The sequence below is a fragment of the Aquipseudomonas ullengensis genome (assembly GCF_014174475.1).
In the GTDB taxonomy this organism is placed as follows: domain Bacteria; phylum Pseudomonadota; class Gammaproteobacteria; order Pseudomonadales; family Pseudomonadaceae; genus Aquipseudomonas; species Aquipseudomonas ullengensis.
Window position 1 is genome coordinate 1 of record NZ_JACJUD010000009.1, and the last position, 22,926, is coordinate 22,926.

Below are 22,926 nucleotides of genomic sequence, written 5' to 3' on the forward strand. Positions count from 1 at the left end.
CGCATTCTACAGCAGCCTTTCTTTCTGTCAACCAGTTTCGAAGAATTTTTCGTTTCCTCTCAACCGCTTGCGCTTCCGATCTGCTTGCGCTTCACATCAGCGGGAGGCGAATTCTACAGCGTTAAAACTCGCTGTCAACCACCTCTTTTCAGCTTCTTCAGCTCTTTCGAACCGAAGCACCGACAGGATCAAACCGCCACCCTGCCAGCCCGGCGCATTCTACTCGAATCCGCCACCGGAGCAACCTTTATTTTCGTCTAACTCTTTGTTTAGCAAGGAGTTTTCAGATCAGGCTGCGCCGTAAGAGGTGCGCATTATAGGCCCGCAAAACTTCCCGTCAACACCTTATTGAAATGATTTCGTCATATTGGCCTGACGCGCTGACAACCACGCCGCCACTACCGGAGCACGCATCACTAGCAAAGACGCACCGGCTATGGCGTAGAGCAACCACTCACCAATATCCGAGCGCACGATCCAGAGCATATGCAGCAATGCCAGGCAGGCAACCGCATAGACCAGCTTATGCAGTTGCCGCCAGCGCCGACCAAGCCTGCGCACGCTGTAATGATTGGAGGTCAGCGCCAGAAGCAGCAACGCGGCGAAGGCCATGGCACCGACAATGATGTACGGCCGCTCACTCAGATCATCGAGCAATTGATCGAAACGCAGCCCAAGAATAAAGAACAGGTACCCCGCCACATGCAGCAGTGCATAAGAGAAACACCACAACCCGAGCTGGCGGCGCACAGCTACCCAACCGCCCCACCCCGTCAGCCGACGCAGCGGCGTCATAGCCAGCGTCAGCAGCAACAGGATCAGCGCCCCCTGCCCCAGATAATCCACCAAGACCTTGCCGGGATCGGGACCCAGTTTCTGAACCAACCCCCAGTAGAGCCACAACAAAGGAGCAGGCAGAGCCAAGAGGAAAACCGTTACGCGCCAAACCCGATAGCGCATCAGTAATACTTCCGCAGATCGAGGCCACTATATAGAGGCGCCACTTCGTCATAGCCATTGAACATGCGTGTCGACACCACATTCGGACTGAACAGAGTATTGGGTAGGCGTCGCTCAGTCGCCTGGCTCCAGCGTGGGTGGTCGACTTCCGGATTAACGTTGGCATAGAAGCCGTACTCATCCGGCGCCAGGCTTTCCCAGGTAGTCGTCGGACGCTCCGCCACCAGACTGATGCGCACAATCGACTTGATGCTCTTGAACCCGTATTTCCAAGGTACAACCAGGCGCAACGGAGCACCGTTCTGACTGGGTAACTCTCGCCCGTAGAGACCAACCGCCATGATGGCCAGGGGATGCATTGCCTCATCCAGTCGCAGCCCCTCCTGGTAAGGCCAGTCAATCAGCGAAAACCCTGAGCGAACCCCCGCCATTTGTTCAGGAGCCACTCTGGTTTCGAAACGCACATATTTAGCCTTACCCGTGGGCTCGGCGCGCTTGAGCAGATCAGCCAAAGGAAAACCCAACCAAGGAATCACCATCGACCAGGCCTCGACACAGCGCAGGCGATAGATACGCTCCTGCAGACGATGCGGCTGAACCAGAGACTCCAGCGAAACCGGACCAGGCTTGGCCACCTCACCATCAATCGTCACCGTCCAGGGCTCTACCTCAAGCTTGCCGGCATAGCGCGCCGGATCCCCCTTGCCAGTACCGAACTCATAGAAGTTGTTGTAGTGGGTGACATCGTTGAACGGTGTCAGTGCCTCATCGCCCGCAGTAACCGCGCGCCACTGAACATCCGGAAGCTTCTCGGTAAACCAACGTGGAGAATCCCCCGACTCGACGTCCGGATAACGCGCCTCTTCAGCACGCAAAGGCAGCGCACCCATGGCAGCCAATCCACCAGCAGCAGCCATGAAGGTGCGGCGCGAGAGATAAACGGACTCGGGAGTGACATCAGATTCGCGCGCAGCTGACGCGAGGGGGACTTTGATCAGCATGTTGACTCCGCAGCTAGGGACGACTGATGCGCCAATAGACTGCGGAGTCGGCAGGAAATTACATCACTCGGCAGCTTTGCGACGACGCAGTCGCAACAAATATTGCACAGGACCGGACGCTGCATAGGCGAGCGAGATCAGCAGCAGGATACGCGGCGGGTCACTGAACACTACGGCAAACACCAGCACCACGATGAGGATCGCGACAAAGGGCACGCGCCCCTTGAGATCCAGGTCCTTGAAGCTGTTGTACTTGATGTTGCTGACCATCAGGGTACCGGCAGCCGCTACCAGCAAGGCCACAACGAAGGCCATGTTCGAGCCTTTGATGCCGAAGTCACTGAACGCCCACACCGTACCCGCGACCAAAGCGGCCGCGGCCGGACTGGCCAAACCGATGAAGTAGCGCTTGTCCGCCTTGCCGACCATGGTATTGAAGCGCGCCAGGCGCAGTGCAGCACCCGCCACATAGATGAAGGCAACCATCCAGCCGACCTTGCCCAGACTACCCAGCGCCCACTCGAAAGCCACCAGCGCCGGGGCCACACCAAAGGCGACCATGTCCGACAGCGAATCGTACTCGGCACCGAACGCGCTCTGCGTGTTGGTCAGGCGCGCAACGCGACCGTCCAGACCGTCGAGCACCATGGCCACGAAGATGGCGATAGCCGCATGGTCGAACTGACCACTCATGCCGTTGATGATCGCGTAGAAACCGGAAAACAGCGCTGCCGTGGTGAACAGGTTGGGCAACAGGTAAATGCCGCGATGGCGGACCTTGCGACCTTCCGCGTCGTGCCCCTCCTCCACATGCTCGTCGATGGGCAGAAGACTCTCCTCTTCGGAGGCAGAGCCGGATTCCTCGGGACGTTCGTTCATGAACAACACCTTGCAGCGATTTGGAATGGATTTCGACCGAAGCAGCCGGCAGAGGTTCGCCAGCCGCTCCATACAAACGAATGGGCTTTATACCAGAAGCCTATGCCAAGCATAAAAAAACGCGGCCGGAGCCGCGTTCTTTTCAGAGCATCAAAAGACCTTAGTTCTTGGCCTTGTCGACGATCTTGTTGGCGGAGATCCACGGCATCATCGCACGCAGTTTCTCGCCGACCACTTCGATGCCGTGAGCGGCATTGTTGCGGCGGTATGCAGTCATCGACGGGTAGTTGGCTGCGCCTTCCTGGATGAACATCTTCGCGTATTCGCCGTCCTGGATGCGCTTCAGAGCGTTGCGCATGGCCTGACGGGATTCGGCGTTGATGACTTCCGGACCAGTGACGTACTCACCGTACTCGGCGTTGTTGGAGATCGAGTAGTTCATGTTGGCGATGCCGCCTTCGAACATCAGGTCGACGATCAGCTTCAGCTCGTGCAGGCACTCGAAGTAGGCCATTTCCGGCGCGTAGCCGGCTTCAACCAGGGTATCGAAACCGGCTTTGACCAGTTCCACGCAACCGCCGCAGAGAACGGCTTGCTCACCGAACAGGTCGGTTTCGGTCTCGTCCTTGAAGGTGGTTTCGATGATGCCGGTACGACCACCGCCGACGCCAGCGGCGTAGGACAGGGCGACGTTCTTGGCATTGCCGGAAGCGTCCTGGTAGATGGCGATCAGGTCAGGGATGCCGCCGCCTTTGACGAACTCGGAGCGCACGGTGTGACCCGGGGCCTTCGGCGCGATCATGATCACGTCGAGGTCGGCACGTGGAACAACCTGATTGTAGTGGATGGCGAAGCCGTGAGAGAAGGCCAGGGTGGCGCCTTTCTTGATGTTCGGCTCGATCTCGTCCTTGTACAGGCGGCCCTGGAATTCGTCCGGGGTCAGGATCATGACCAGGTCGGCATTGGCGACGGCGGTGGCCACGTCGGTGACTTTCAGGCCATGGGCTTCGGCCTTGGCGACGGTAGCCGAGCCACTGCGCAGGCCGATGGTGACGTCAACACCGGAGTCTTTCAGGTTGCATGCCTGAGCATGGCCCTGGGAGCCGTAGCCGATAACGGCGACTTTCTTGCCCTGGATGATCGAGAGGTCACAGTCTTTGTCGTAGAACACTTTCATGGGAATTCCCCTGTTTAATCTGGCCTCGTGGGCCGTTCGCTAAAGAGTTAAATGCTGAGTACTTTGTCGCCACGGGCAATGCCGGTGACGCCGCTACGTACGGTTTCCAGGATCGACGCGGTGCCGATGGCCTGGATGAAGCTGTCCAGCTTGTCGCTCGTGCCGGTCAGCTGAATGGTGTAGACGCTGCTGGTCACGTCGACGATCTGCCCGCGGAAGATGTCGGTGGTGCGCTTGACCTCGGCGCGCTGGGCGCCAGTGGCCTTGACCTTGACCAGCATCAGCTCACGCTCGATGTGTGCGCTTTCCGACAGGTTCACCAGCTTGACCACTTCGATCAGCTTGTTGAGGTTCTTGGTGATCTGCTCGATCACATCGTCATGCCCTACGGTGGTCAGCGTCAGACGCGACAGGGTCGGGTCCTCGGTCGGCGCCACGGTCAGGCTTTCGATGTTGTAGTTGCGCTGGGAGAACAGGCCAACCACGCGCGACAGGGCGCCCGGTTCGTTTTCCAGCAACAGGGAGATGATATGGCGCATGTTCAGGTCCGCTCCGTCTTGCTCAGCCACATGTCACGCATGGCACCACCACGAATCTGCATCGGGTAGACGTGCTCGCTGGTATCGACGGCAATGTCGAGGAACACCAGGCGGTTCTTCATGGCGAAGGCTTCTTCCATCTTCGGCTTGAGGTCTTTCAGGTCGGTGATGCGCATGCCCACATGACCATAGGCCTCGGCCAGCTTGACGAAGTCAGGCAGCGATTCCATGTACGAGTGCGAATAACGGCTGCTGTACTGCATGTCCTGCCACTGGCGAACCATGCCCAGCGCACCGTTGTTCAGGTTGATGATCTTCACCGGCAGATCGTACTGCAGGCAGGTCGACAGTTCCTGGATGTTCATCTGGATGCTGCCTTCACCGGTGACACAGGCCACGTCGGCCTCCGGGAAGTTCAGCTTGACACCCATGGCGGCGGGGAAACCGAAGCCCATGGTGCCCAGGCCGCCGGAGTTGATCCAGCGGTTCGGCTTGTTGAAGCGGTAGTACTGCGCCGCGAACATCTGGTGCTGGCCCACGTCGGAGGTGATGAAGGCATCGCCTTTGGTCACGTCGCTAAGGGTCTCGATCACGGTCTGTGGCTTGATGATGCTGCCGTCACCCTCGTTGTAGGGGAACAGGCGGCCACTGCCGCGCCACTCGTCGATCTGCTTCCACCAGTTGGCGACGGTCTCCTTGTTCGGGGTCTCGCCGACTTCCTTGAGGATGGCAACCATCTCGACCAGCACGCTGTCCACCGGGCCGACGATCGGGATGTCCGCCTTGATGGTCTTGGAGATCGAAGCCGGGTCGATGTCGATGTGGATGATCTTGGCGTTCGGGCAGAACTTGGCACCCGTCTCGCCATTGATCACACGGTCATCGAAACGCGCACCGACGGCCAGGATCACGTCAGCATGGTGCATCGCCAGGTTGGCGGTGTAGCTGCCGTGCATGCCGAGCATGCCAACGAACTGGCGATCAGTACCCGGGAAGGCGCCAAGGCCCATCAGGGTATTGGTCACCGGGATATTGAGCATCTTGGCCAGTTCGGTCAGCGCCTCGGAAGCGCCGCCCATGACCACGCCACCGCCGGAGTACATGACCGGGCGCTTGGCGGCCAGGAGCATCTCAGCCGCCTTGCGGATCTGCCCGGAATGACCACGGGTAGCTGGGCTGTAGGAGCGCAGCTTGACCTTCTTCGGGTAGCTGTATTCGAACTTCTGGGAGGGATCACCCATGTCCTTCGGAATATCCACGACCACCGGGCCTGGACGGCCGGACTGGGCGAGATAGAAGGCTTTCTTGATCACTTCGGGAATTTCCGAAGGATGCTTGATGATGAAGCTGTGCTTCACGATCGGGCGGGAAATACCGACCATGTCGGTTTCCTGGAATGCATCGGTACCGACCACGGTGCTGGGCACCTGACCGGAGATGATGACCATCGGAATCGAGTCCATATAGGCGGTAGCGATGCCGGTGATGGCATTGGTCGCGCCTGGGCCGGAGGTCACCAGCACCACGCCGGCCTTGCCGGTCGCGCGGGCATAGCCGTCAGCCATATGGGTAGCAGCCTGCTCGTGACGAACCAGGATATGGGTCACTTCCGGCTCTTTGAACAGGGCATCGTAGATGTGCAGGAGGGCACCGCCCGGGTACCCATAGATGTACTTCACGCCTTCGTCACGCAGCGAGCGGACGACCATTTCAGCGCCGGATAAAAGCTCCACGTTGTTCACCTCTAAAACGCCAGATTACCACCCGTCAACGAGTGGTCCTTGAAGTAGGTCTTACTGGTCAGCGGACAAGCGCGACTGTGGTCGCGGGGGTAGTGCGGGGTGTCTGCATAACGAGTAACGGAATGGCCCAATCTTGCGGAGCCTTTCCTTCCCAGCGCGAGGTAACGCGTTGCGGGTGTAACGGGGGTTGGCACGGGTAGCGCCTTTTTTCGCTGAGCTGGAGGACGCTTGCGGCGGACTCCACTACAACGGAACGTGCGATTGTTCTGAATAGCGCACACTAAGTCAAGCCGTGCAGCGTGGAATCTTCCGCCGATAGCTGTGACATGGCGCAGGATGACCTTTTGCGCGTTTTGGTTATAGTAACCACCAGGTTCCACAGCCATAAAAAAGGAAACAGCATGCATCGCATGATTCTCACGGGCAGCCTGCTGCTCGCCCTGAGCGCCAGCGCCATGGCCGGTCAGATCTACAAATGGGTGGATGCACAGGGCAATACGCACTTCGGCGCGCAGCCGCCGGAAGGCCAGCAGGCCGCACAGGTGAACACCAACATCACCCAGCCAAAAGTGGCGCCGCCAGCCCCGCCGAAGTTCGAGAAATCGGCAGGCGAAGCCAGGCAGGAAGAGCTTGATCGCGAGGCCAAGGCTGCCGCCGACAAGCGCGAGAAAGAACTCTCGGCTTACTGCGAGAGCCTTCGCAAGGATCTGGCACAGATGAAAGCCAACCCGCGCATACGCATCGAGGAAAATGGCGAACCACGTCGCCTTACCGAAGAAGAACGCCAAGAGCGCATGGCCAAGAGCGAAGCGGGCATCAAGGAAAACTGCCAGTAAGCACTGGCAGCGACGGGGCGCCTTATGCGCCCCCGATCAACCGATCGAATTCACCCAACACCCGCAACAACCCCTGCACTTCGGCCTCCCGCCCCTTGTAGCTCTCTTCCGCCATCGGCTGGATACCGGAAGCTGCTGGCAACGGCCCGCCCGCTTCAAGCAAGCGTTTCATGCGCGGCAGAAACAGCCACTGCAGCCACTCATCGAACGAGAGCGTATCCACGCAAAACGGCTGCTCGCTGGCCAGCGCCTCTGCCGAGGGCGCAACCGCCCCCCACAGACCGATCACGCGCAACTCACGCTCGATCAGCAGCAGTTGGTCGGCTACGACGGGTAGACGCGGATCCATCAGAGATTGACTCGCGCACGCTCGCGGGCCTGCGCGGCGCCAGCCGGATCGCCCTGGCGTTCACGGGCTTGGCCGATCAGGTTCCACAGGCTGGCCTGCAAGGCTGGACGGCCATTGGCGTAGGTCAGACCACGGCGGGCGAATTGCTCGGCCTGAGCCGCATCACCCTGAGCCAGTCGAACTTCGGCGAGTCGATAAAGCACCTGCGGCTCGCGTGGGGCGATGCGCTGCGCACGCTCCAGGCTGGAGGCGGCACCATTCAGGTCACCACTACCCTGCTGCTGCTGCGCCGTTGTCAGCAGAGCCAGCACCGGGCCATCCAGCTGCTCATCAGCGGCCAGATTGCCGGAAGGAATGCCACTGGGCATGCTCGGCGCGCTGGGCTGATAGCTACCCGCAGAGGAAATCGGCCCGGTGCTCAGCGGCGTCGAGCTGCTGATGGAGGACGGCATCGAGCTGCTGCCATCCGGATAGGTCTGCAGCGGCGCACTGGACGCGCCACCCGGCACCATCACCACCACACCGGAATCCTGCGGCATGCTTTGCGCTTGCGACTGGCTTTGCGCCCTGGCGGGAGCACGGCCATAGCCATCGGCTGCCGCCTGCTCGTCGGTCATCAGCTGCCCGCTGGAGTCTTCGACCGGAATCGAGCCGCGCTGCACGCTGGCACAACCGCTCAACAGCGTTGAAGCGACCACGACGGAAATCCACCACTTAGCCATTCACATCCTCACTTGAAGCACATTCAATTAAGCCAGCCGCGTACCCAGTCCATCACCGCATCAGCCGGCGCGCTCTGGCCGCAAGGCTGCCCCTGGGGTGGTTCGCTGCCGCGAATATACGGCATCTGCACAGCCCCCGGACAACCCGCCGCCGAGCCCTGACCGCTGCTGGCATTGACCCAGGCCTGTACCACGTTGTCCGGCAGCGGCATGTCCAACGGCAATGGATCGGCCTTGACCATGAAGCTGGTCCACACCTGCAAGGCACCGGTCGCGCCGGTCAACGGTGTCTTGCCGTTGTCGTCGCGCCCCAGCCAGACCACCGCCAGCAGATCCTGGCTGAAGCCGGCAAACCAGCTGTCACGCGAGTCGTTACTGGTGCCGGTCTTGCCGGCCAGCGTCAGCGACGACGGCAACTGGCTGTAGACCGAACGGCCAGTGCCTTCGCGCATCACGCGCTGCATGGCGTTCTGCACCAGGTAAATCGCACCCGGATCGAAGCGCTGCTGGATCTGGAACGGATAACGCTTGAGCGGCTCGCCCTCGGCAGTCAGCACGCTGCGAATACCCCGCAGCGGCGTATTGAAACCGCCATTGGCCAGGGTCTGGTACATGGTCGCCACTTCCATCGGGCTGAGCGAACCAGCCCCCAGCAGCATCGACGGATAGGCCGGCCACTCGCGACTGACACCCAGGCGCGCGAGGGTTTTGAGCACATTTGGCACGCCCAGTTCCAGGCCGAGCTTGGCAGTCGACAGGTTGTAGGAGTTGGCCAGGCCCTGATACAGGTAAATGGTGCCGTGAGCCTTGTGGTCATAGTTCTGCGGGCGCCAGACCTGGCCGTCCTGGCCCTTGACCGAGAATGGCTCGTCGGACACCCAACTGGTCAGGGTGTACTGGCTCGGTTTCTCCAGCGCCGTGAGGTAGACCGCCGGCTTGATCAGCGAGCCAATCGGCCGCGCCGCATCCAGCACCCGGTTGAAACCGGCATAGCGCGGCTGGCGACTGCCGAGCATGGCCTGTACTTCACCATTCTCCGGATTGGCCACCAGCATCGCCGCCTCCACTTCATCGACGCCCTTGCGCCCACCAAGGCGCTTGAGGGTCTCGGCCAGGGCCGCCTCGGCCTTGAGCTGGAGGATCGGGTCGAAGCTGGTGAAGATGCGCAGCCCTTCCTCAGTCAGGTCTTCCTCTCGGTAATCCTCGCGCAGCTGGCGTTTGACCAGGTCGAGGAATGCCGGGAACGAGCTGTCAGCCAGGCTGCCACGCTTGGTCACGCCCAGCGGCTTGTTCTTAGCCGCCTCGGCTTCGGCCACCGTGACCACGCCCTGCTGTGCCAACAGGTCGAGCACCAGGTTGCGGCGCTTGAGCGCCAGCTCCGGATTGCGCCGCGGGTTATAGACAGTCGGCCCCTTGACCATGCCCACCAGCAGCGCCACCTGATCGAGCTTGAGCTCGCTCAACGGCTGGCTGAAGAAGTACTGACTGGCCAGACCGAAGCCATGAACCGCGCGCTGGCCGTCCTGACCGAGGAACACCTCGTTGAGGTAAGCCTCGAGGATCTCCCGCTTGTCGTAATGCAGCTCCAGCAACACCGCCATCATCGCCTCGGTGGCCTTGCGAGTGAGGCTGCGTTCGTTGGTCAGGTAGAAGTTCTTCACCAACTGCTGGGTCAGAGTACTGCCACCCTGGCGCAGTTGGCCGGCCGTGGCGTTGATCCATACGGCGCGGGCGATACCCTTGGGCGAAACGCCGAAGTGGTTGAAGAACTCGCGGTCCTCCACCGCCACCAGGGTTTCCAGCAGATACGGCGGCACCTGATCCAGCTTGATCAGGATGCGGTCTTCGTGGTGCGCCGGGTACAGACCGCCCACCAGCAGGGGCTCCATACGGGCCACGGCGAGGTTGCCGCCATTGGCCTGGGTCAGGCCGGCGACGTAATCACCGGAGAAACGCACGCGTACATGCTGCGAAGCCTCGTTGCCCTCGTAGAACTGGAAGCCGCGGGTGAACAAGTCGATCTGATTGCCGTTGACCGCTGCCGCACCCGGCCCATTGGCCGCGCCTTCACGGCGATAACCCAGCGCGTCGAGTTCGGTGAGGAAATCCTGCTTGCTCAGTTTCTGCCCGACGAACAGTTCCAGAGGACGGGCATAGACCTTGGCCGGCACCGTCCAGCGCTTGCCGGAGAATTTCTCCTGCACCACGGCGTCCAGGTACACGGCGAAGCCGGCGAGAACCACCAGACCGACCAATGCCAGTTTGAGAACCCAGCCAAGCCAGGGACGAGAGGCGCCAGAGCGGCGCTTGGCGCTTTTGCGCGGGGTACGGGAACGAGTCATGGCGCGGCATTATACGCACTTTGCCTAGGCCGGACAGGCGCACTCCGGCGGTTTGCAGAGCGCCTCACAGCGGCCATAATGCCGGCTCTTATCGACGTTAAAAGCTAAGGAAAGACCGTGAGCCAAGCCCTGATCGCCGCGCTGCAGAACCCGGCCCTCTACCCCCATGCGGTGGACGGTTTCCAGGTCATCGAGACGCACATTTCCTGGGTGCTGCTCACCGGCCCCTTCGCCTACAAGATCAAGAAGCCGGTGAACTTCGGCTTCCTCGACTTCACCAGCCTCGACGCCCGCCAGCATTTCTGCGGCGAAGAGCTGCGCCTCAACCAGCGCCTGACCGAAGGCCTGTACCTGGAGGTCCTGCCGATCACCGGCAGCGAGAGCGCTCCGCAACTCGGCGGCGCCGGCCCGGCCATCGAATATGTGCTGAAAATGCGCCAGTTCCCGCAGAGCCAGCTACTCAGCGCCGTGCAAGCCCGCGGTGAGCTGACGCCGGCACATATCGACGCCCTGGCCGAGCAGATTGCCGGTTTCCATGCCCGCACCCCGGCCGTGGCCACCACCCATCCGCTTTGCGAGCCGCAGGCCATCGTTGCGCCAATGCGGCAGAACTTCGAGCAGATCCGCCCACTGCTGTCCGACGCCGCCGACCTGCGCCAACTCGACGCCCTGGACGCCTGGGTGGAAGCCAGCATCTCCCGCCTGGAGCCGCTACTGGCCCGGCGCGCGGCCGCCGGTGCAATCCGCGAGTGCCACGGTGACATCCACCTGGGCAACGCCACCCTGCTCGACGGCAAAGCCGTGCTGTTCGACTGCATTGAATTCAACGAGCCGTTCCGCCTGATCGACATCGCCCTGGATGCCGCCTTCCTCGCCATGGACCTCGAAGACCGCGGCCTCAAGGCCCTGTCGCGGCGCTTCGTCAGCGCCTGGCTGGAGCACAGCGGCGACTACGACGCCCTGGAACTGCTCAACCTCTACAAGACCCACCGCGCACTGGTGCGTGCCAAGGTTGCGCTGTTCAGCCTGGCCCACCAAACCGATGAGCAGCAGCGTGCCGCCACGCTGAGCCAGTACCGCAACTACGCCAACCTGGCGGAAAGCTACAGCGCCATTCCCACGCCGTTCCTGGCCATCACCACCGGCGTCTCGGCCGTCGGCAAAAGCCACGTCGCCCTGCGCCTGGTCGAAGCCCTTGGCGCCATTCGCCTGCGTTCGGACGTGGAGCGCAAGCGCCTGTTCGGCGAGCAGTCCGGCGAAAAGAATGACCTGTACAGCGGCATCTACACCCAGGAAGCCACCCAGGCTACCTATCAACGCCTGCACCAGCTGGCGGATAGCGCGCTGCACGCCGGCTACCCGGTGGTACTGGACGCCGCCTACCTGAAACAGGCACAGCGCAGCGCTGCCTGGCAGGTGGCCGAGCAGAATGGCGATCCGTTCCTGATCCTCGACTGCCAGGCTCCGCAAGAAGTCATCGCCGGCTGGCTGCAACAGCGCCAGAGCGAAGGCGGCGACCCGTCCGACGCCACCCTCGAAGTGATTCAGGCCCAGCAAGCCAACCGCGAAGCCCTGAGCGACGACGAACAGGCTCACAGCAAGCGCGTCGACACCCACGACGCCACCAGCCTGGACAGCCTGATCGAGCGCATTCGCCAGCGCCTGCCAGGGCTCTGAGGCAATCCGCCGTCGGGCCTGCCGCTGTCTATACTCGCGGCAGGCCCAGAACGGAGGCACGCCATGAGTCAGCCACGCCAGCTCGACAACCCGCTTTACCGCTTGCTGCACGATGAAAAAGTCAGCGAGTTCAACTCGCAGAAACCCAAGGACGCCAAGATAGACCTGCGCGGCGGCGATTTCCGCGGCCTCGACCTGCGTGCCCTGGATGCCCACGGTGTCGACTTTACCGACGCTTACTTCCGCGGTGCCGATCTGCGCGGCCTGGATCTTCGTGATGCCGCGCTGGAAGGCGCCAGCATTGCCCATGCACAGATCTCCGGCGCCTACTTCCCGGCCGAACTCACCGCCGACGAGATTCTTATGTCGGTCAATTTCGGTACTCGCCTGCGCTACCGCACTCGCTAAGGCGAGGGCATCGATGAGCGAAATCACCCGCCTGTTCGGCAACCGCGCCCGCGCCTACGCCAGCTTTCGCCCGCAATACCCGCAAGCACTGTTCGCCTGGCTGGCCAGCAATAGCCCCGGAAACCAGTGCGCGCTCGATATTGCCTGCGGCAACGGCCAGGCCAGTCGGCCCTTGCTGGGATATTTCCAACAGGTGCTGGCCTGCGACGGCAGCCCGGAGCAACTGCTGGCCGCCACCGACCTCGCTGGCGTCGGCGTGTTTGCCGCCGATGCGCAGGCCCTGCCGCTGGCCGATGCCAGCCTGGACCTGATCGTCGTCGCCCAGGCACTGCACTGGTTCGCCACCCCGAGTTTCTTCGCCGAAACCGCGCGCCTGCTCAAACCGGACGGCCTGTTCTGCGCCTGGTGCTACAGCCTGCTGCAGATCGACGCTGAACTCGATGCCGTGCTCCACGACTTCTACTGGAACACCCTCGGCGGCTACTGGCCACAGGGCCGGGCCAGTGTGGATGCGGGTTACAGCGACATCCAGGCGCCTTTCGCGCGGCTCGCCGTGCCGGCGTTCGCCATTGAACTCGAATGGGATCTACCACAGTTGTTCGGCTATCTCAGCACCTGGTCCGCCGTACAGAAACTAGAGCAAGCCAGTGGACGTGACCCGCTGCTTGACCTGTTACCCAACCTGGAAAAAGCCTGGGGAACACCGCAACGGCGGCGTTTTGTGCGATGGCCGCTACACTTCCTTGCAGGCCAACCCGCACGGCCCCATCAGTAGCTGCGCAGCAATGCATGGAGGCGCAATGAACGATGAACTGCAACACCTGAAAAATCTGGGGAAAACTTCCGCGCAGTGGCTCCATGCGGTTGGCATCCACAACGCTACCGATCTGCGCCGCCTGGGCGCCGTAGACGCCTATCGTGCCGTACGTGCGCGAGGCTTTCGCGCCTCCAAGGTGCTGCTGTATGCCATTGAGGGCGCGCTACTGGATGTGCACTGGAACCAGCTTCCACCGGCACACAAGGCAGAACTGAACGGTCAGGTCGACGCGCTGGGCATGAGCAACAAGAGCTAGCTCACAACCTCCAAGCGCGGCCATTTACCTGCATTTCGGCGGCGCCTATTGTTGCAGGGTCGCGCGTGGCTTATCGTCCGCCCCTGCCAGCTCAAGGAATTACTGTCATGTACCTACTCGGGGAGCAACCGGCCTACGCCGACCAGCTGATCCAACGCCTGCAGAGCCTGCCCGCGCAGTTGCTCGACGGCCTGCAGCCCAGCGGCCCGCCGCTGCGTCTGGAACAGGTCGATGACCTGGCGAAGATTCTGCCCGGCAATCAGCTGTACATCATCGAGAACGGTCTGCTGCACGCCCTGGTCGATGAGCGCCCGCTGTTCTATCTCCAGGAAGGCGACCTGGTCGGCCTGCGTCAGGGTATCGATTTGCCGAGCTGCCGCTACAGCAGCGAAGAACCCCTGGCACTGATCCCCTACAGCCGCACCGACGTGTTCAAGCACATCTATGCCAGTGAACAACGCCAGGAACTGTTCATCCAGTACCTGATCGGCCACACCGCCCTGCTGTCTGACGCCCTCGCGCGCCTCAAGCAGCCGGAGATTCGCCCGGCCACCGGCTTCCAGCACTTCGCCGCCGGCGAGGAACTGATTCACCAGGGCGATGAAGCCGACCACGTGTTCGTCATCATCGAAGGCCACGCCGAAGCGCATGTCGATGGGCAGAAGGTTGGCGATGTGCAGAAGGACGAGATCTTCGGCGCCATGGCCGTGTTCACCCGCGAGAAGCGCAGTGCCACGGTGATCGCCAGCGAACCCTGTACCGTCATGGTCATCCCCAAAGACCAGTTCCTCAGCCTCATGCAGAGCAACCCGCGCATTGCCCACAGCCTGATCGAGAGCATGGCCCGACGCATCGACCTGCTGAACAAGGAAGTCACCCAGCTGCGCCTGCCGCGTGAAGCGACCTGAAACAGCACGTCCAGCCAATCCCCAAACCAACCCCGGCCATGCGCCGGGGTTGGTTTTTCTGGGCTAATGCCAACCAGTCGAAAATAATTCGCATTTGGGTGTTGACTGCAAAATGAGAATTGTTATTATTAACTCAACTGGTCGCGAGATCAGCCGATAAGCTCTAGAGACCACGCAGTCGGACTCTTCAGATTATCTCCTCATCAGGCTAATCACGGTTATTTGACCCGGCTCTGCCGGGTCTTTTTTTGCCTGCGATTCAGCATTCCTGCTCGTCCCGAAGTGAAACACCACGGCTCAAACCTTCCACAGCAAGCGCGGTCTTCTATCGTGTCTGTAATGCCCAAGGAAGACTGCCATGCCCCGCTCCGTGCTCTCGCTTTTTGCCCGTTTGCTGGTCTGTTCACTGCTGCTTGGCCTGGCTGGCTGCAGCCTGCTGACCCCGCGCGACCCGCTGCATATCGACCTGGTCGGGCTGGAGCCGCTCGCCGGCCAGGAGATGGAGATGCGCTTTGCCGTGGTGCTGCGCGTGCAGAACCCCAATGACAACGTGATTGACTACAACGGCGTGGCCCTCGACCTGGAGGTCAACGGCCAGCCCCTGGCCAGCGGCGTCAGTGCACAGGCCGGGCAGGTGCCGCGCTTCGGCGAAGCGCTGATCCGCGTGCCGCTGAGCATTTCCACCTTCTCCCTGGTGCGCCAGGCCTGGGCGGCGTCCGGTTATCGCCAAGGGCAGGACTTGCCCTACCGGCTAAATGGCAAATTGGCCGGCGGCTTACTGGGCACGGTGCGTTTCGATGACAGCGGCACCCTGAACTGGCCCAGTCCCGCCAACGCGCCCTGAGCTTCAAGCGTCGGCCACTTTCTCCCCCGGCGCCTTGCCGTCACGGGCGTGGTGTTCGATCACCGCATTCAGCTCGGCGCCGAACAGCAACACCGCCGAAGAGATGTACAGATAGAGCAGGAACAGGATGATCGCGCCGATGCTGCCGTAGGTCGCGTTATAGCTGGCGAAGTTCTGCGCGTAGAAGCCGAAGGCCAGCGAGGCGCCGATCCACACCATCACCGCCAGCACCGAGCCCGGTGTAATGAAGCGAAACTCCTGCTGCACATCCGGCGCCAGGTAATACACCGCCGCCACCACGGCCATCAGCATCAGCAGCGCCAGCGGCCAGCGCAGCCAGGCCCAGAGGATCACCACCGTACGTTCCAGGCCCACTTGCTGGGCCAGCCAGTTCATCGCCTGCGGGCCGGTGACCATCAGCCCTGCAGCCGTCAGCAGCGCCAGGGCGATGGCCACCGTGTACAGCAACGACAACGGCACGCGCTTCCACAGCGGCCGCGCATCGACTACGCCATAGGCCTTGTTCATCGCCGCCATGGTCGAGCGCACCGCCGCCGACGCCGTCCACAGCGCCAGCAAAATGCCCACGGAAAACAGCCCGACCTTCTGCGTCTGCAACTGCACAATCGCCGGATCGACCAGCTCCATTACCGCCCGCGGCAACACCAGCGCCGCCTGCTCGCGCAGCCAGTCGAAGAACGGCTGGATATCCAGCAGGCCGATGATCGCCACCAGAAACAGCAGAAAGGGGAACAGCGAGAAGAACAGCTGAAAGGCCAGCGCCGCCGCATAGGTCGGCAGCTCATCGTCGATGTATTCGAGCACCGTGCACTTGCTGATCGTCCACCACGAAACCCCGCGCAAATCCGGAAAGAACATGCCGCCATCCCCTGCATTAAACCCATCGCTACAGGTTGGGACGACCCGCACCAGGCGGGAGTTCGACTGCAAATCGCCGCGCATCACCGCCACGCGCGCCCGGCAATGCCATCAACGCCGACAAAACCCTATACAATGCACGGCCTTTAGTACCGCTGAACCCGAGGAAGCGCCATGAGCACCCTGCCGCCCTGCCCCCAATGCAACTCCGAATTCACCTACGAAGATGGCGCCCAGCTGGTGTGCCCGGAGTGTGCCCATGAGTGGTCCGCCGATGGCACCGCCGAGGCCTCGGCAGAAGGCGACAAGGTCATCCGCGATGCCGTCGGCAACGTGCTGCAGGACGGCGACACCGTCAGCGTGATCAAAGACCTCAAGGTCAAGGGCTCGTCCCTGGTGGTCAAGGTCGGCACCAAGGTCAAGGGTATCCGCCTGTGCGACGGCGACCACGACATCGACTGCAAGATCGACGGCATCGGCGCGATGAAACTCAAGTCCGAGTTCGTTAAAAAGGTCTGAGCCGCCCCGCGCCTCACGCCCGCCAAAGCCCGGTTGCGACCGGGCTTTTTCATGCCCGCTCGGCGGGTTTACACAAGCTTTACACAACAGCGCGTGACAACCCTCAGGACGCGCAGTCAGATGGTTTAACCGGACCATCCCGGTAGTAGAGGAGTCATGATCATGCGTTCGCGTTCCCCCCTCGTCACCGGCCTGGTGGTCAGCCTGGCCGTTCTCAGCCAGCAACCAGCCGTAGCGGCGGACAGCGGCGATGTTGCCGCCGGGGTTGTCCTGGGCGCAGTGGTCGGCGGTGTCATCGCCAGCCAGACTCGGCCGGTCGAGGTCTACTCGCCGCCTCCACCGCCCGTGGCGTACTACCCGGCACCGCCTCCAGTGGCCTACTACCCGCCCCAGCCGGTGTACTACGAGCCGCGCCCGGTCTATTACGAAGCGCGTCCGGTGTACTACCAGCCTCGCCCGGTGTATTACCGCCCGTATCCCGTCGTGATCGGTGGCTACCGTTACCGTGACGACGACCGTCACCACAATCACGGCCGCGGCAAAGGCCACTACGACGACCGCCGCTGGTAACCCACAAGCCCCGCTCATTGCGGGGCTTGTCATTTCTGCGGAAGGCAACGTCAGAGTGGGCGCTGCATCAGGTGCTGGGTAGCGCCCCAGGCCTGGAAGCGCTCCAGCAGCGTCCAGCCGCGTTTGGCGTAGTAGTCGGCGCGGTCGTGGGTGTGCAGGTACAGCTGCTCGTGGCCGCGCTCGCGGGCTGTGCTGCAGATGGCCTCGATCAGCCGCTCGGCCAGGCCTTGGCCGCGCGCTTCCGGATGCACATAGACGCAGGCCAGCCAGGGGCCGAGATCAGCCCGCTGCGGCAGGTCATCGCACGCCAGCCCGGCGCTTCCCAGCAGGTTGTCGCCGTCCAGGGCGATGAGCATTTCCCACTCGCCGTTGTGTTGGCCGGCAGCGAACTCGGCTTGCCAGTCGGCCAGGGGCTGCTCGCTGAACTCGTAGGGGAATTGCTGGTAGAGCCATTCGGCCAGCTGGGTGGTGTGTGCGGGGTGGTTGCGGAGCCAGTCGAGGGTGGGCATGGGGGTCCTTGGTAATTCGGCGTGGGCTTGGCGCAAGTCCGATTGCTGACTAAGGCATCAGCTATGGCGTTAGGCCATTATTTCGCAGTAAGGTCGAGGCATCGACTGCAAGGATGCACCAATGGCCATTGATGCTGCGACTTCTCACCAACCCTTGGCTGTGCCGCCACTCGCCGTGCGCTGGCTAATTACTGATGGTGCTTGGTGGCGTGGTTTCGCCCTCCCGGGCGACTCACTTTCTTTGCTTGTGCAAAGAAGAGTAAGCAAAGAAACACACCCCGGCATACGGGTCTCGCTGCGCTCGACTGCCCTCCCTCCGGTGCCGCTCCGGGGGCCGGCGTACAAGGGCCATCCATGGCCCTTTACGCCTCTCGCCGCATCCATGCGGCTCACTCCCCTACACAACACCTACGCTCGGCCTCCTGACGGGGAGTCTGCGCGCATGAAGGTTTCGAGTTATGAGAGGCTGCGAATTGTCGGATTTTAAAGTGATGCCTCGGAGGGCATGGCATTGAAGAAGTTTTTAAGCTCCCCCGGTTACCTAGATGTTCTGATCATCCTGATGCTCGTGGTTTTCTCTCCAAATACGGCAACAGCGCTCTATGTGGCAGGCATTTGCGCCTCGCTCAGGATCATTTTGCCGATGCTCGTCACTCGGTCGGCCATGGGGCTATCGCCCAGAGGTTTGACTTACAGCCTCATCATTGCCTTGCTCTGCCTTGGATACGTCGTGATGTGGGGAGAGGGATGGCGAGGAACAGTGGCTGCCTACCTCGGCGCTGCGGCGGCTACAGAGATTCTGGGCATGTTCATGCTTAAAGCGCTCAGCAACAGGCAAGCGATCTAGCGACAAGAAGCCAACTGCAAGCCCATCAAAGATTGCTTGCGGAGGTCGGGCCGGGACCGGGTCCCGTCAGGAGGCTGAGTGGAATCGTTGCGTAAGGGGTTGAGCGGCATGGATGCCGCGAGAGCCGCGATGGGCCAGGGATGGCCCTTCGCGGCGGGCCCCTGGAGCAATGATGGAACGAAGGAAGTCTCGCGCAGCGAGACCCGGATGCCGGGTGTGCTTTCTCTTTGGTTACTTTCTCTTTGCACAAGCAAAGAGAAAGTGACTCGCCGGGAAGGCGAAAAGCGTGACTTCTGAATTAATAGAAGTTTCGGTGAGTGCTAAAGGTGGACAAGCGAAGCGTTGTCCACCCTACGGACAGAAGGAGCATGTTGTGGCAGTAGGCATCCCAGCAAAAAAAGCAACCTTTCGCTTTGCCCAGAAATTTGACGGAGTTGTATCTGCCGCATTAGGCAACGACCATCTATATGTGCAGTACGGTACTGCAGCCGGAAAGCGCTACTTCAAAGACTTTGACCTGCAGCACTACTCTGGCGACGAAGAGAGCGAGCCGGCCCAATTAGGTCAAGAAGTAGAAGTACGCTGGAGGCCTATGTTTCTACACGGCAACCTGCTGCATGTATACGGAGAACAGCCGGAGCTGATTGATGTAAGTCAGTGGGAGCGGATCTATAGCGAATACGAAGGAACTGCCAATCCCGACTGGTCAATCGACGGCCGCTTTGTCTATCACGGCAAGCAGATTTATCGGGCCTTTGGCTGGAACGACTATACCCAAGGCCTGGATATCGTTCGTGACAGCAAGGTCATTGGTCACGCCGATATTGATATCCAGTACTTCATGCCCTGCACTGACGGTCTGATCTACGGAGTACGGCTCTCGTCGCCAACCTTCTGTGTATATTCGATTATCGAGAACACGGTGAAGCTTGAGGTGCCACTGGCGCACTACGAGTTTGCCTACGACGAGCCCACAGCCTCGGTATCCCGGTGTGGCGACCGACTTCATGTGTTAGCCGGCAACCATGTACTTATCATTGACCTGGCAACTTTCTCCGTCGTCGCTGAATTTGCCTATTTCAACACCGACTTCATGCAGACGCTGTTGTCTGGATTGAAATACAAAAATGCCGCCATTTCGCACTTCATCAGCGCATCAGGGAGCACGCTGGTGCTGAGCGGCGCCAAATATTTGCTCTGTCTTTCTACGGCTGACGGCTCAGTGTTGTGGGGCCGTGAAAACAACTACGACATGCTTGCCGCCAATACCGACGGCGACTTGGTATTCGGCTTGGAGGAGCGCCGCCCACGCGCCTGGGACAAATACACAGGAGACGAAGTGTGGCAAGCATCAGCCGGCACCATAGCCAACAGCATTGACGTGTGTGGCAACTGGCTGGTGTTTTACCAACCCGCCGGGGACATTCAGTGTTTCACTTGGAAGAAACCATATACATCGCCGCACCGCCCCAACTGAGGGATGCTTACTAGTGAAATAAAAAGCCCGTCATTCGACGGGCTCTTTTCACTCAACAACGTAGCGCCGCTCAGGCCTCCACCGCCTCCCTCCGCTTAACCAGCTTCGCAGCCTGATACTTCACCGCCGCCTCATGAAACGCCCCAATCAGCGCGTTGTAATCCGCCTTCTCCCAATAGCGATACTCCGGATGCCACTGCACCCCCACGGAAAACGCCTTGGCACCAATCACGCTGACCGCCTCGATCTGCCCGTCTTCACAGACGGCCTCGACCTGTAGCCCCTCGCCGAGCCGATCAATCCCCTGCCCATGCAGCGAGTTGACGCTGATCTCGCGCTCGCCAAGCAGCTTGTGCAGCACACCACCCTCGGTCAGGGCGACCTTGTGGATCGGGCCGTAAGCCACGTCGTCCGGTACATCCTTCACTTCGCGGTGGTCCAAGCGACCTTCTACCTCATGCACTTCACGGTGCAGAGTGCCGCCGTACAGCACGTTGAGTTCCTGCACGCCACGGCAGATGCCGAGGAAGGGAATGCCACGCTCGATGCAGGCGCGCATCAGGCGCAGCACGGTGGCATCGCGGGGTTGGTCGGCCAGGCCCAGGCCGGGGTGGTCGTCGCCGTAGCAGCTGGGGTGCACGTTGGACAGCGAGCCGCCGAACATGATGCCGGAGACGCTGTCGAGCACGGTCTCCATGTCCAGGTCGTCGCCGAAGGCCGGAATCATCAGCGGGAAGGCGCCGAAGCCGGTGACCGCGTGAATGTACTTCTCCCCCACCAGATGGAACCAGCCGATATCACGACTCGTCAGCTGCCAGCGGCACAGGGGAAGGCCAATCATGGGTTTGTTCATTGCAAGGGTGTCCTCTTCATTTGAGATTGAAGTGGGCTGCCCTTGGGACAGCGGGTTACCGGGTCACGAAAACCGTGAACCCGCTCACCCAAGGGGTGCCGTAACCGGCCGGGCCGGGTCACTGCACCAACGCCGCGCCCGCGCGGCTGGTTTGTTGCGTAAAGCTGTTGTTCGGCTGTTTGTAGGAGCCAGCTTGCTGGCGATGCTTTTACGTTGAAAAGATCGCCAGCAAGCTGGCTCCTACAGGTGGTGCGCAGCAAAAGGGCCGGTCTTGCGACCAGCCCTCGGGTGTTGCTTAACCGTTGCTCGGGAAGGCGAACTGCGCGGCCTCGTGGCTCGCGCGCTGCGGCCAGCGCTGGGTGATGGTCTTGCGCTTGGTGTAGAAGCGCACGCCATCCGGGCCGTAGGCATGCAGGTCGCCGAACAGCGAGCGCTTCCAGCCGCCGAAGCTGTGGTAAGCCACTGGTACCGGCAGCGGTACGTTGACGCCGACCATGCCGACTTCGATCTCGTCGCAGAACAGGCGTGCGGCTTCACCGTCGCGGGTGAAGATGCAGGTGCCGTTGCCGTATTCGTGGTCGTTGATCAGCTGCATGGCTTCTTCCAGGCTGCCGACGCGGACGATGCACAGGACTGGGCCGAAGATTTCTTCCTGGTAGATGCTCATCTCGGTGGTGACGTGGTCGAACAGGCTGCCGCCAAGGAAGAAGCCGGCTTCGTTGCCCGGTACCACCAGGCCGCGGCCATCGACGACCAGGGTAGCGCCCTGGGCGACACCGGCGTCGACGTAGCCCTTGACCTTGTCACGCGCCGCGCCGGTAACCAGCGGGCCCATGTCGAGGCCGCAGGAGGTGCCAGCACCGATTTTCAGTGCCTGGATTTTCGGAGTCAGCTTGGCCACCAGGGTATCGGCAACCTGGTCACCCACGGCGACGACCACGGAGATGGCCATGCAGCGCTCGCCGCAGGAACCGTAGGCCGCACCCATCAGGGCGTTGACGGTGTTGTCGATGTCGGCGTCCGGCAGGACCACGGCGTGGTTCTTGGCGCCGCCCAAGGCCTGGACGCGCTTACCGCGACGGTTGGCCTCGGTGTAGATGTATTCGGCGATCGGCGTGGAGCCGACGAAGCTGATGGCTTTGACTTCCGGGGCTTCGATCAGCGCGTCGACGGCTTCCTTGTCGCCGTTGATGACGCTGAGCACGCCATTGGGCAGGCCGGCTTCGCAGAGCAGCTGGGCGATGAACAGGGTGGAGCTTGGGTCACGCTCGGACGGCTTGAGGATGAAGCAGTTGCCGCAGACGATGGCCAGCGGGTACATCCACAGCGGCACCATGGCCGGGAAGTTGAACGGGGTGATACCGGCAACCACGCCCAGCGGCTGATGGTCGGACCAGCTGTCGATGTTCGGGCCGGCGTTGCGGTTGAACTCGCCTTTCAGCAGCTCGGGGGCGCCACAGGCGTACTCGACGTTCTCGATGCCGCGCTGCAGTTCGCCAACGGCGTCTTCGAGGGTCTTGCCGTGTTCTTCGCTGATCATCGCGGCGATCTTGTCTTTGTTCGCTTCCAGCAGAACCTTGAAGCGGAACATGACCTGGGCGCGCTTGGCCGGCGGGGTGTTACGCCAGGCCGGGAAGGCAGCCTTGGCGGAGTCGATGGCGGCCTGGATGGTGGCGCGATCGGCCAGCTCAACCTGGCGTACGGGCTCGCCGATGGACGGGTTGAAGACCTGGGCGGTACGGCCGCTGCGCAGGGTGATTTCGCCATTGATCAGGTGGGCGACGGTGCTCATGAAAACTCCTCGTTGGTGTCACG

Annotated in this window: 26 protein-coding genes; 13 read left to right on the forward strand and 13 right to left on the reverse strand. The window is 61.6% G+C overall.

The genetic code is table 11. The annotated features are described in order from the left end of the window. A partial coding sequence (locus H3H51_RS21125) for a hypothetical protein (RefSeq protein WP_220791114.1) occupies positions 1-261 on the forward strand: 261 nt, incomplete at its 5' end. Between the two features lie 84 nt (positions 262-345). On the opposite strand, the gene msrQ is transcribed toward H3H51_RS21125, so the two are convergent. From msrQ to H3H51_RS20655, 6 genes are all read right to left on the reverse strand, one after another. Continuing rightward, positions 346-960 (reverse strand): protein-methionine-sulfoxide reductase heme-binding subunit MsrQ, encoded by a 615-nt coding sequence (gene msrQ, locus H3H51_RS20630; protein ID WP_183090969.1) that lies wholly within the window; start codon positions 958-960, stop codon positions 346-348. After that, positions 960-1,961, reverse strand: a complete 1,002-nt coding sequence (gene msrP / locus H3H51_RS20635) for a protein-methionine-sulfoxide reductase catalytic subunit MsrP (RefSeq protein WP_183090970.1) — start codon at positions 1,959-1,961, stop codon at positions 960-962. Before msrP ends, msrQ begins: the two co-directional genes overlap by 1 nt. 63 nt (positions 1,962-2,024) lie before the next feature. After that, entirely contained in the window at positions 2,025-2,840 is an 816-nt protein-coding gene (gene pssA, locus H3H51_RS20640) for a CDP-diacylglycerol--serine O-phosphatidyltransferase (protein WP_183090971.1), read from the reverse strand. Positions 2,841-3,000: 160 nt separating this feature from the next. Further along, a complete protein-coding gene (ilvC, locus tag H3H51_RS20645) occupies positions 3,001-4,017 on the reverse strand; it encodes a ketol-acid reductoisomerase (RefSeq protein ID WP_183090972.1) in 1,017 nt (338 codons plus the stop codon). 47 nt (positions 4,018-4,064) lie between these two features. Then, the gene (gene ilvN, locus H3H51_RS20650; RefSeq protein WP_137974870.1) at positions 4,065-4,556 is read right to left on the reverse strand and encodes an acetolactate synthase small subunit; all 492 of its coding nucleotides are present in this window, start codon (positions 4,554-4,556) and stop codon (positions 4,065-4,067) included. 2 nt (positions 4,557-4,558) lie between these two features. After that, positions 4,559-6,289 carry an acetolactate synthase 3 large subunit gene (locus tag H3H51_RS20655; protein ID WP_183090973.1) on the reverse strand — a complete coding sequence of 577 codons (1,731 nt, stop codon included), beginning with the start codon at positions 6,287-6,289 and terminating at the stop codon, positions 4,559-4,561. Between the two features lie 410 nt (positions 6,290-6,699). Between H3H51_RS20655 and H3H51_RS20660 the strand changes: the two genes are divergently transcribed. Then, a complete protein-coding gene (locus H3H51_RS20660; protein WP_183090974.1) occupies positions 6,700-7,134 on the forward strand; it encodes a DUF4124 domain-containing protein in 435 nt (144 codons plus the stop codon). Positions 7,135-7,156: 22 nt separating this feature from the next. Here H3H51_RS20660 and H3H51_RS20665 read toward each other — a convergent pair whose 3' ends face one another. From H3H51_RS20665 to mrcB, 3 genes are read right to left on the reverse strand one after another with little or no spacing between them, the layout of a single operon-like run. Further along, entirely contained in the window at positions 7,157-7,483 is a 327-nt protein-coding gene (locus H3H51_RS20665; protein ID WP_183090975.1) for a YqcC family protein, read from the reverse strand. Further along, positions 7,483-8,205 carry a tetratricopeptide repeat protein gene (locus tag H3H51_RS20670; RefSeq protein WP_183090976.1) on the reverse strand — a complete coding sequence of 241 codons (723 nt, stop codon included), beginning with the start codon at positions 8,203-8,205 and terminating at the stop codon, positions 7,483-7,485. The genes H3H51_RS20665 and H3H51_RS20670 overlap by 1 nt, the downstream gene beginning before the upstream one ends. A 23-nt stretch (positions 8,206-8,228) precedes the next feature. Continuing rightward, positions 8,229-10,547: a penicillin-binding protein 1B gene (gene mrcB / locus H3H51_RS20675; RefSeq protein WP_183090977.1), complete on the reverse strand. Its 2,319-nt coding sequence runs from the start codon at positions 10,545-10,547 to the stop codon at positions 8,229-8,231. A gap of 117 nt (positions 10,548-10,664) precedes the next feature. Between mrcB and H3H51_RS20680 the strand changes: the two genes are divergently transcribed. The 6 genes from H3H51_RS20680 to H3H51_RS20705 all read left to right on the forward strand — a co-directional run bounded on the left by H3H51_RS20680 (position 10,665) and on the right by H3H51_RS20705 (position 15,457). Further along, positions 10,665-12,224 carry a bifunctional aminoglycoside phosphotransferase/ATP-binding protein gene (locus H3H51_RS20680; protein ID WP_183090978.1) on the forward strand — a complete coding sequence of 520 codons (1,560 nt, stop codon included), beginning with the start codon at positions 10,665-10,667 and terminating at the stop codon, positions 12,222-12,224. Positions 12,225-12,287: 63 nt separating this feature from the next. Beyond that, positions 12,288-12,632: a pentapeptide repeat-containing protein gene (locus H3H51_RS20685; protein WP_183090979.1), complete on the forward strand. Its 345-nt coding sequence runs from the start codon at positions 12,288-12,290 to the stop codon at positions 12,630-12,632. Between the two features lie 13 nt (positions 12,633-12,645). After that, positions 12,646-13,407 (forward strand): class I SAM-dependent methyltransferase, encoded by a 762-nt coding sequence (locus tag H3H51_RS20690; protein WP_183090980.1) that lies wholly within the window; start codon positions 12,646-12,648, stop codon positions 13,405-13,407. A 25-nt stretch (positions 13,408-13,432) separates the two neighbouring features. After that, on the forward strand, positions 13,433-13,705 hold the full coding sequence (locus tag H3H51_RS20695; protein ID WP_183090981.1) for a TfoX/Sxy family protein: 273 nt from the start codon (positions 13,433-13,435) through the stop codon (positions 13,703-13,705). Positions 13,706-13,812: 107 nt separating this feature from the next. Continuing rightward, positions 13,813-14,613, forward strand: a complete 801-nt coding sequence (locus H3H51_RS20700) for a cyclic nucleotide-binding domain-containing protein (protein WP_183090982.1) — start codon at positions 13,813-13,815, stop codon at positions 14,611-14,613. A gap of 358 nt (positions 14,614-14,971) precedes the next feature. After that, the gene (locus H3H51_RS20705) at positions 14,972-15,457 is read left to right on the forward strand and encodes an LEA type 2 family protein (protein WP_183090983.1); all 486 of its coding nucleotides are present in this window, start codon (positions 14,972-14,974) and stop codon (positions 15,455-15,457) included. Positions 15,458-15,460: 3 nt separating this feature from the next. Here the strand turns inward: H3H51_RS20705 and H3H51_RS20710 are convergent, their stop codons facing one another. Continuing rightward, the gene (locus H3H51_RS20710) at positions 15,461-16,336 is read right to left on the reverse strand and encodes a YihY/virulence factor BrkB family protein (protein WP_183090984.1); all 876 of its coding nucleotides are present in this window, start codon (positions 16,334-16,336) and stop codon (positions 15,461-15,463) included. Between the two features lie 174 nt (positions 16,337-16,510). Here H3H51_RS20710 and H3H51_RS20715 point away from each other — a divergent pair, with 174 nt between their 5' ends. Beyond that, positions 16,511-16,855 carry a zinc ribbon domain-containing protein YjdM gene (locus H3H51_RS20715; RefSeq protein ID WP_183090985.1) on the forward strand — a complete coding sequence of 115 codons (345 nt, stop codon included), beginning with the start codon at positions 16,511-16,513 and terminating at the stop codon, positions 16,853-16,855. 162 nt (positions 16,856-17,017) lie between these two features. Next, a complete protein-coding gene (locus H3H51_RS20720) occupies positions 17,018-17,425 on the forward strand; it encodes a hypothetical protein (RefSeq protein ID WP_183090986.1) in 408 nt (135 codons plus the stop codon). A gap of 50 nt (positions 17,426-17,475) precedes the next feature. Here H3H51_RS20720 and H3H51_RS20725 read toward each other — a convergent pair whose 3' ends face one another. Then, positions 17,476-17,934: a GNAT family N-acetyltransferase gene (locus H3H51_RS20725; RefSeq protein WP_183090987.1), complete on the reverse strand. Its 459-nt coding sequence runs from the start codon at positions 17,932-17,934 to the stop codon at positions 17,476-17,478. Between the two features lie 505 nt (positions 17,935-18,439). Here H3H51_RS20725 and H3H51_RS20730 point away from each other — a divergent pair. From H3H51_RS20730 to H3H51_RS20740, 3 genes are all read left to right on the forward strand, one after another. Beyond that, positions 18,440-18,781, forward strand: a complete 342-nt coding sequence (locus H3H51_RS20730; protein WP_183090988.1) for a hypothetical protein — start codon at positions 18,440-18,442, stop codon at positions 18,779-18,781. A gap of 78 nt (positions 18,782-18,859) precedes the next feature. Further along, entirely contained in the window at positions 18,860-19,078 is a 219-nt protein-coding gene (locus H3H51_RS20735) for a hypothetical protein (protein WP_183090989.1), read from the forward strand. Continuing rightward, a complete protein-coding gene (locus H3H51_RS20740) occupies positions 19,068-20,258 on the forward strand; it encodes a hypothetical protein (RefSeq protein WP_183090990.1) in 1,191 nt (396 codons plus the stop codon). Before H3H51_RS20735 ends, H3H51_RS20740 begins: the two co-directional genes overlap by 11 nt. A 70-nt stretch (positions 20,259-20,328) precedes the next feature. Here the strand turns inward: H3H51_RS20740 and H3H51_RS20745 are convergent, their stop codons facing one another. Both H3H51_RS20745 and H3H51_RS20750 read right to left on the reverse strand, forming a co-directional pair. Then, complete coding sequence (locus H3H51_RS20745; RefSeq protein WP_220791115.1) at positions 20,329-21,099, reverse strand: gamma-glutamyl-gamma-aminobutyrate hydrolase family protein; 771 nt, start codon at positions 21,097-21,099, stop codon at positions 20,329-20,331. A 307-nt stretch (positions 21,100-21,406) separates the two neighbouring features. Beyond that, a complete protein-coding gene (locus tag H3H51_RS20750; RefSeq protein WP_183090992.1) occupies positions 21,407-22,903 on the reverse strand; it encodes a CoA-acylating methylmalonate-semialdehyde dehydrogenase in 1,497 nt (498 codons plus the stop codon). Positions 22,904-22,926 lie beyond the last annotated feature (23 nt).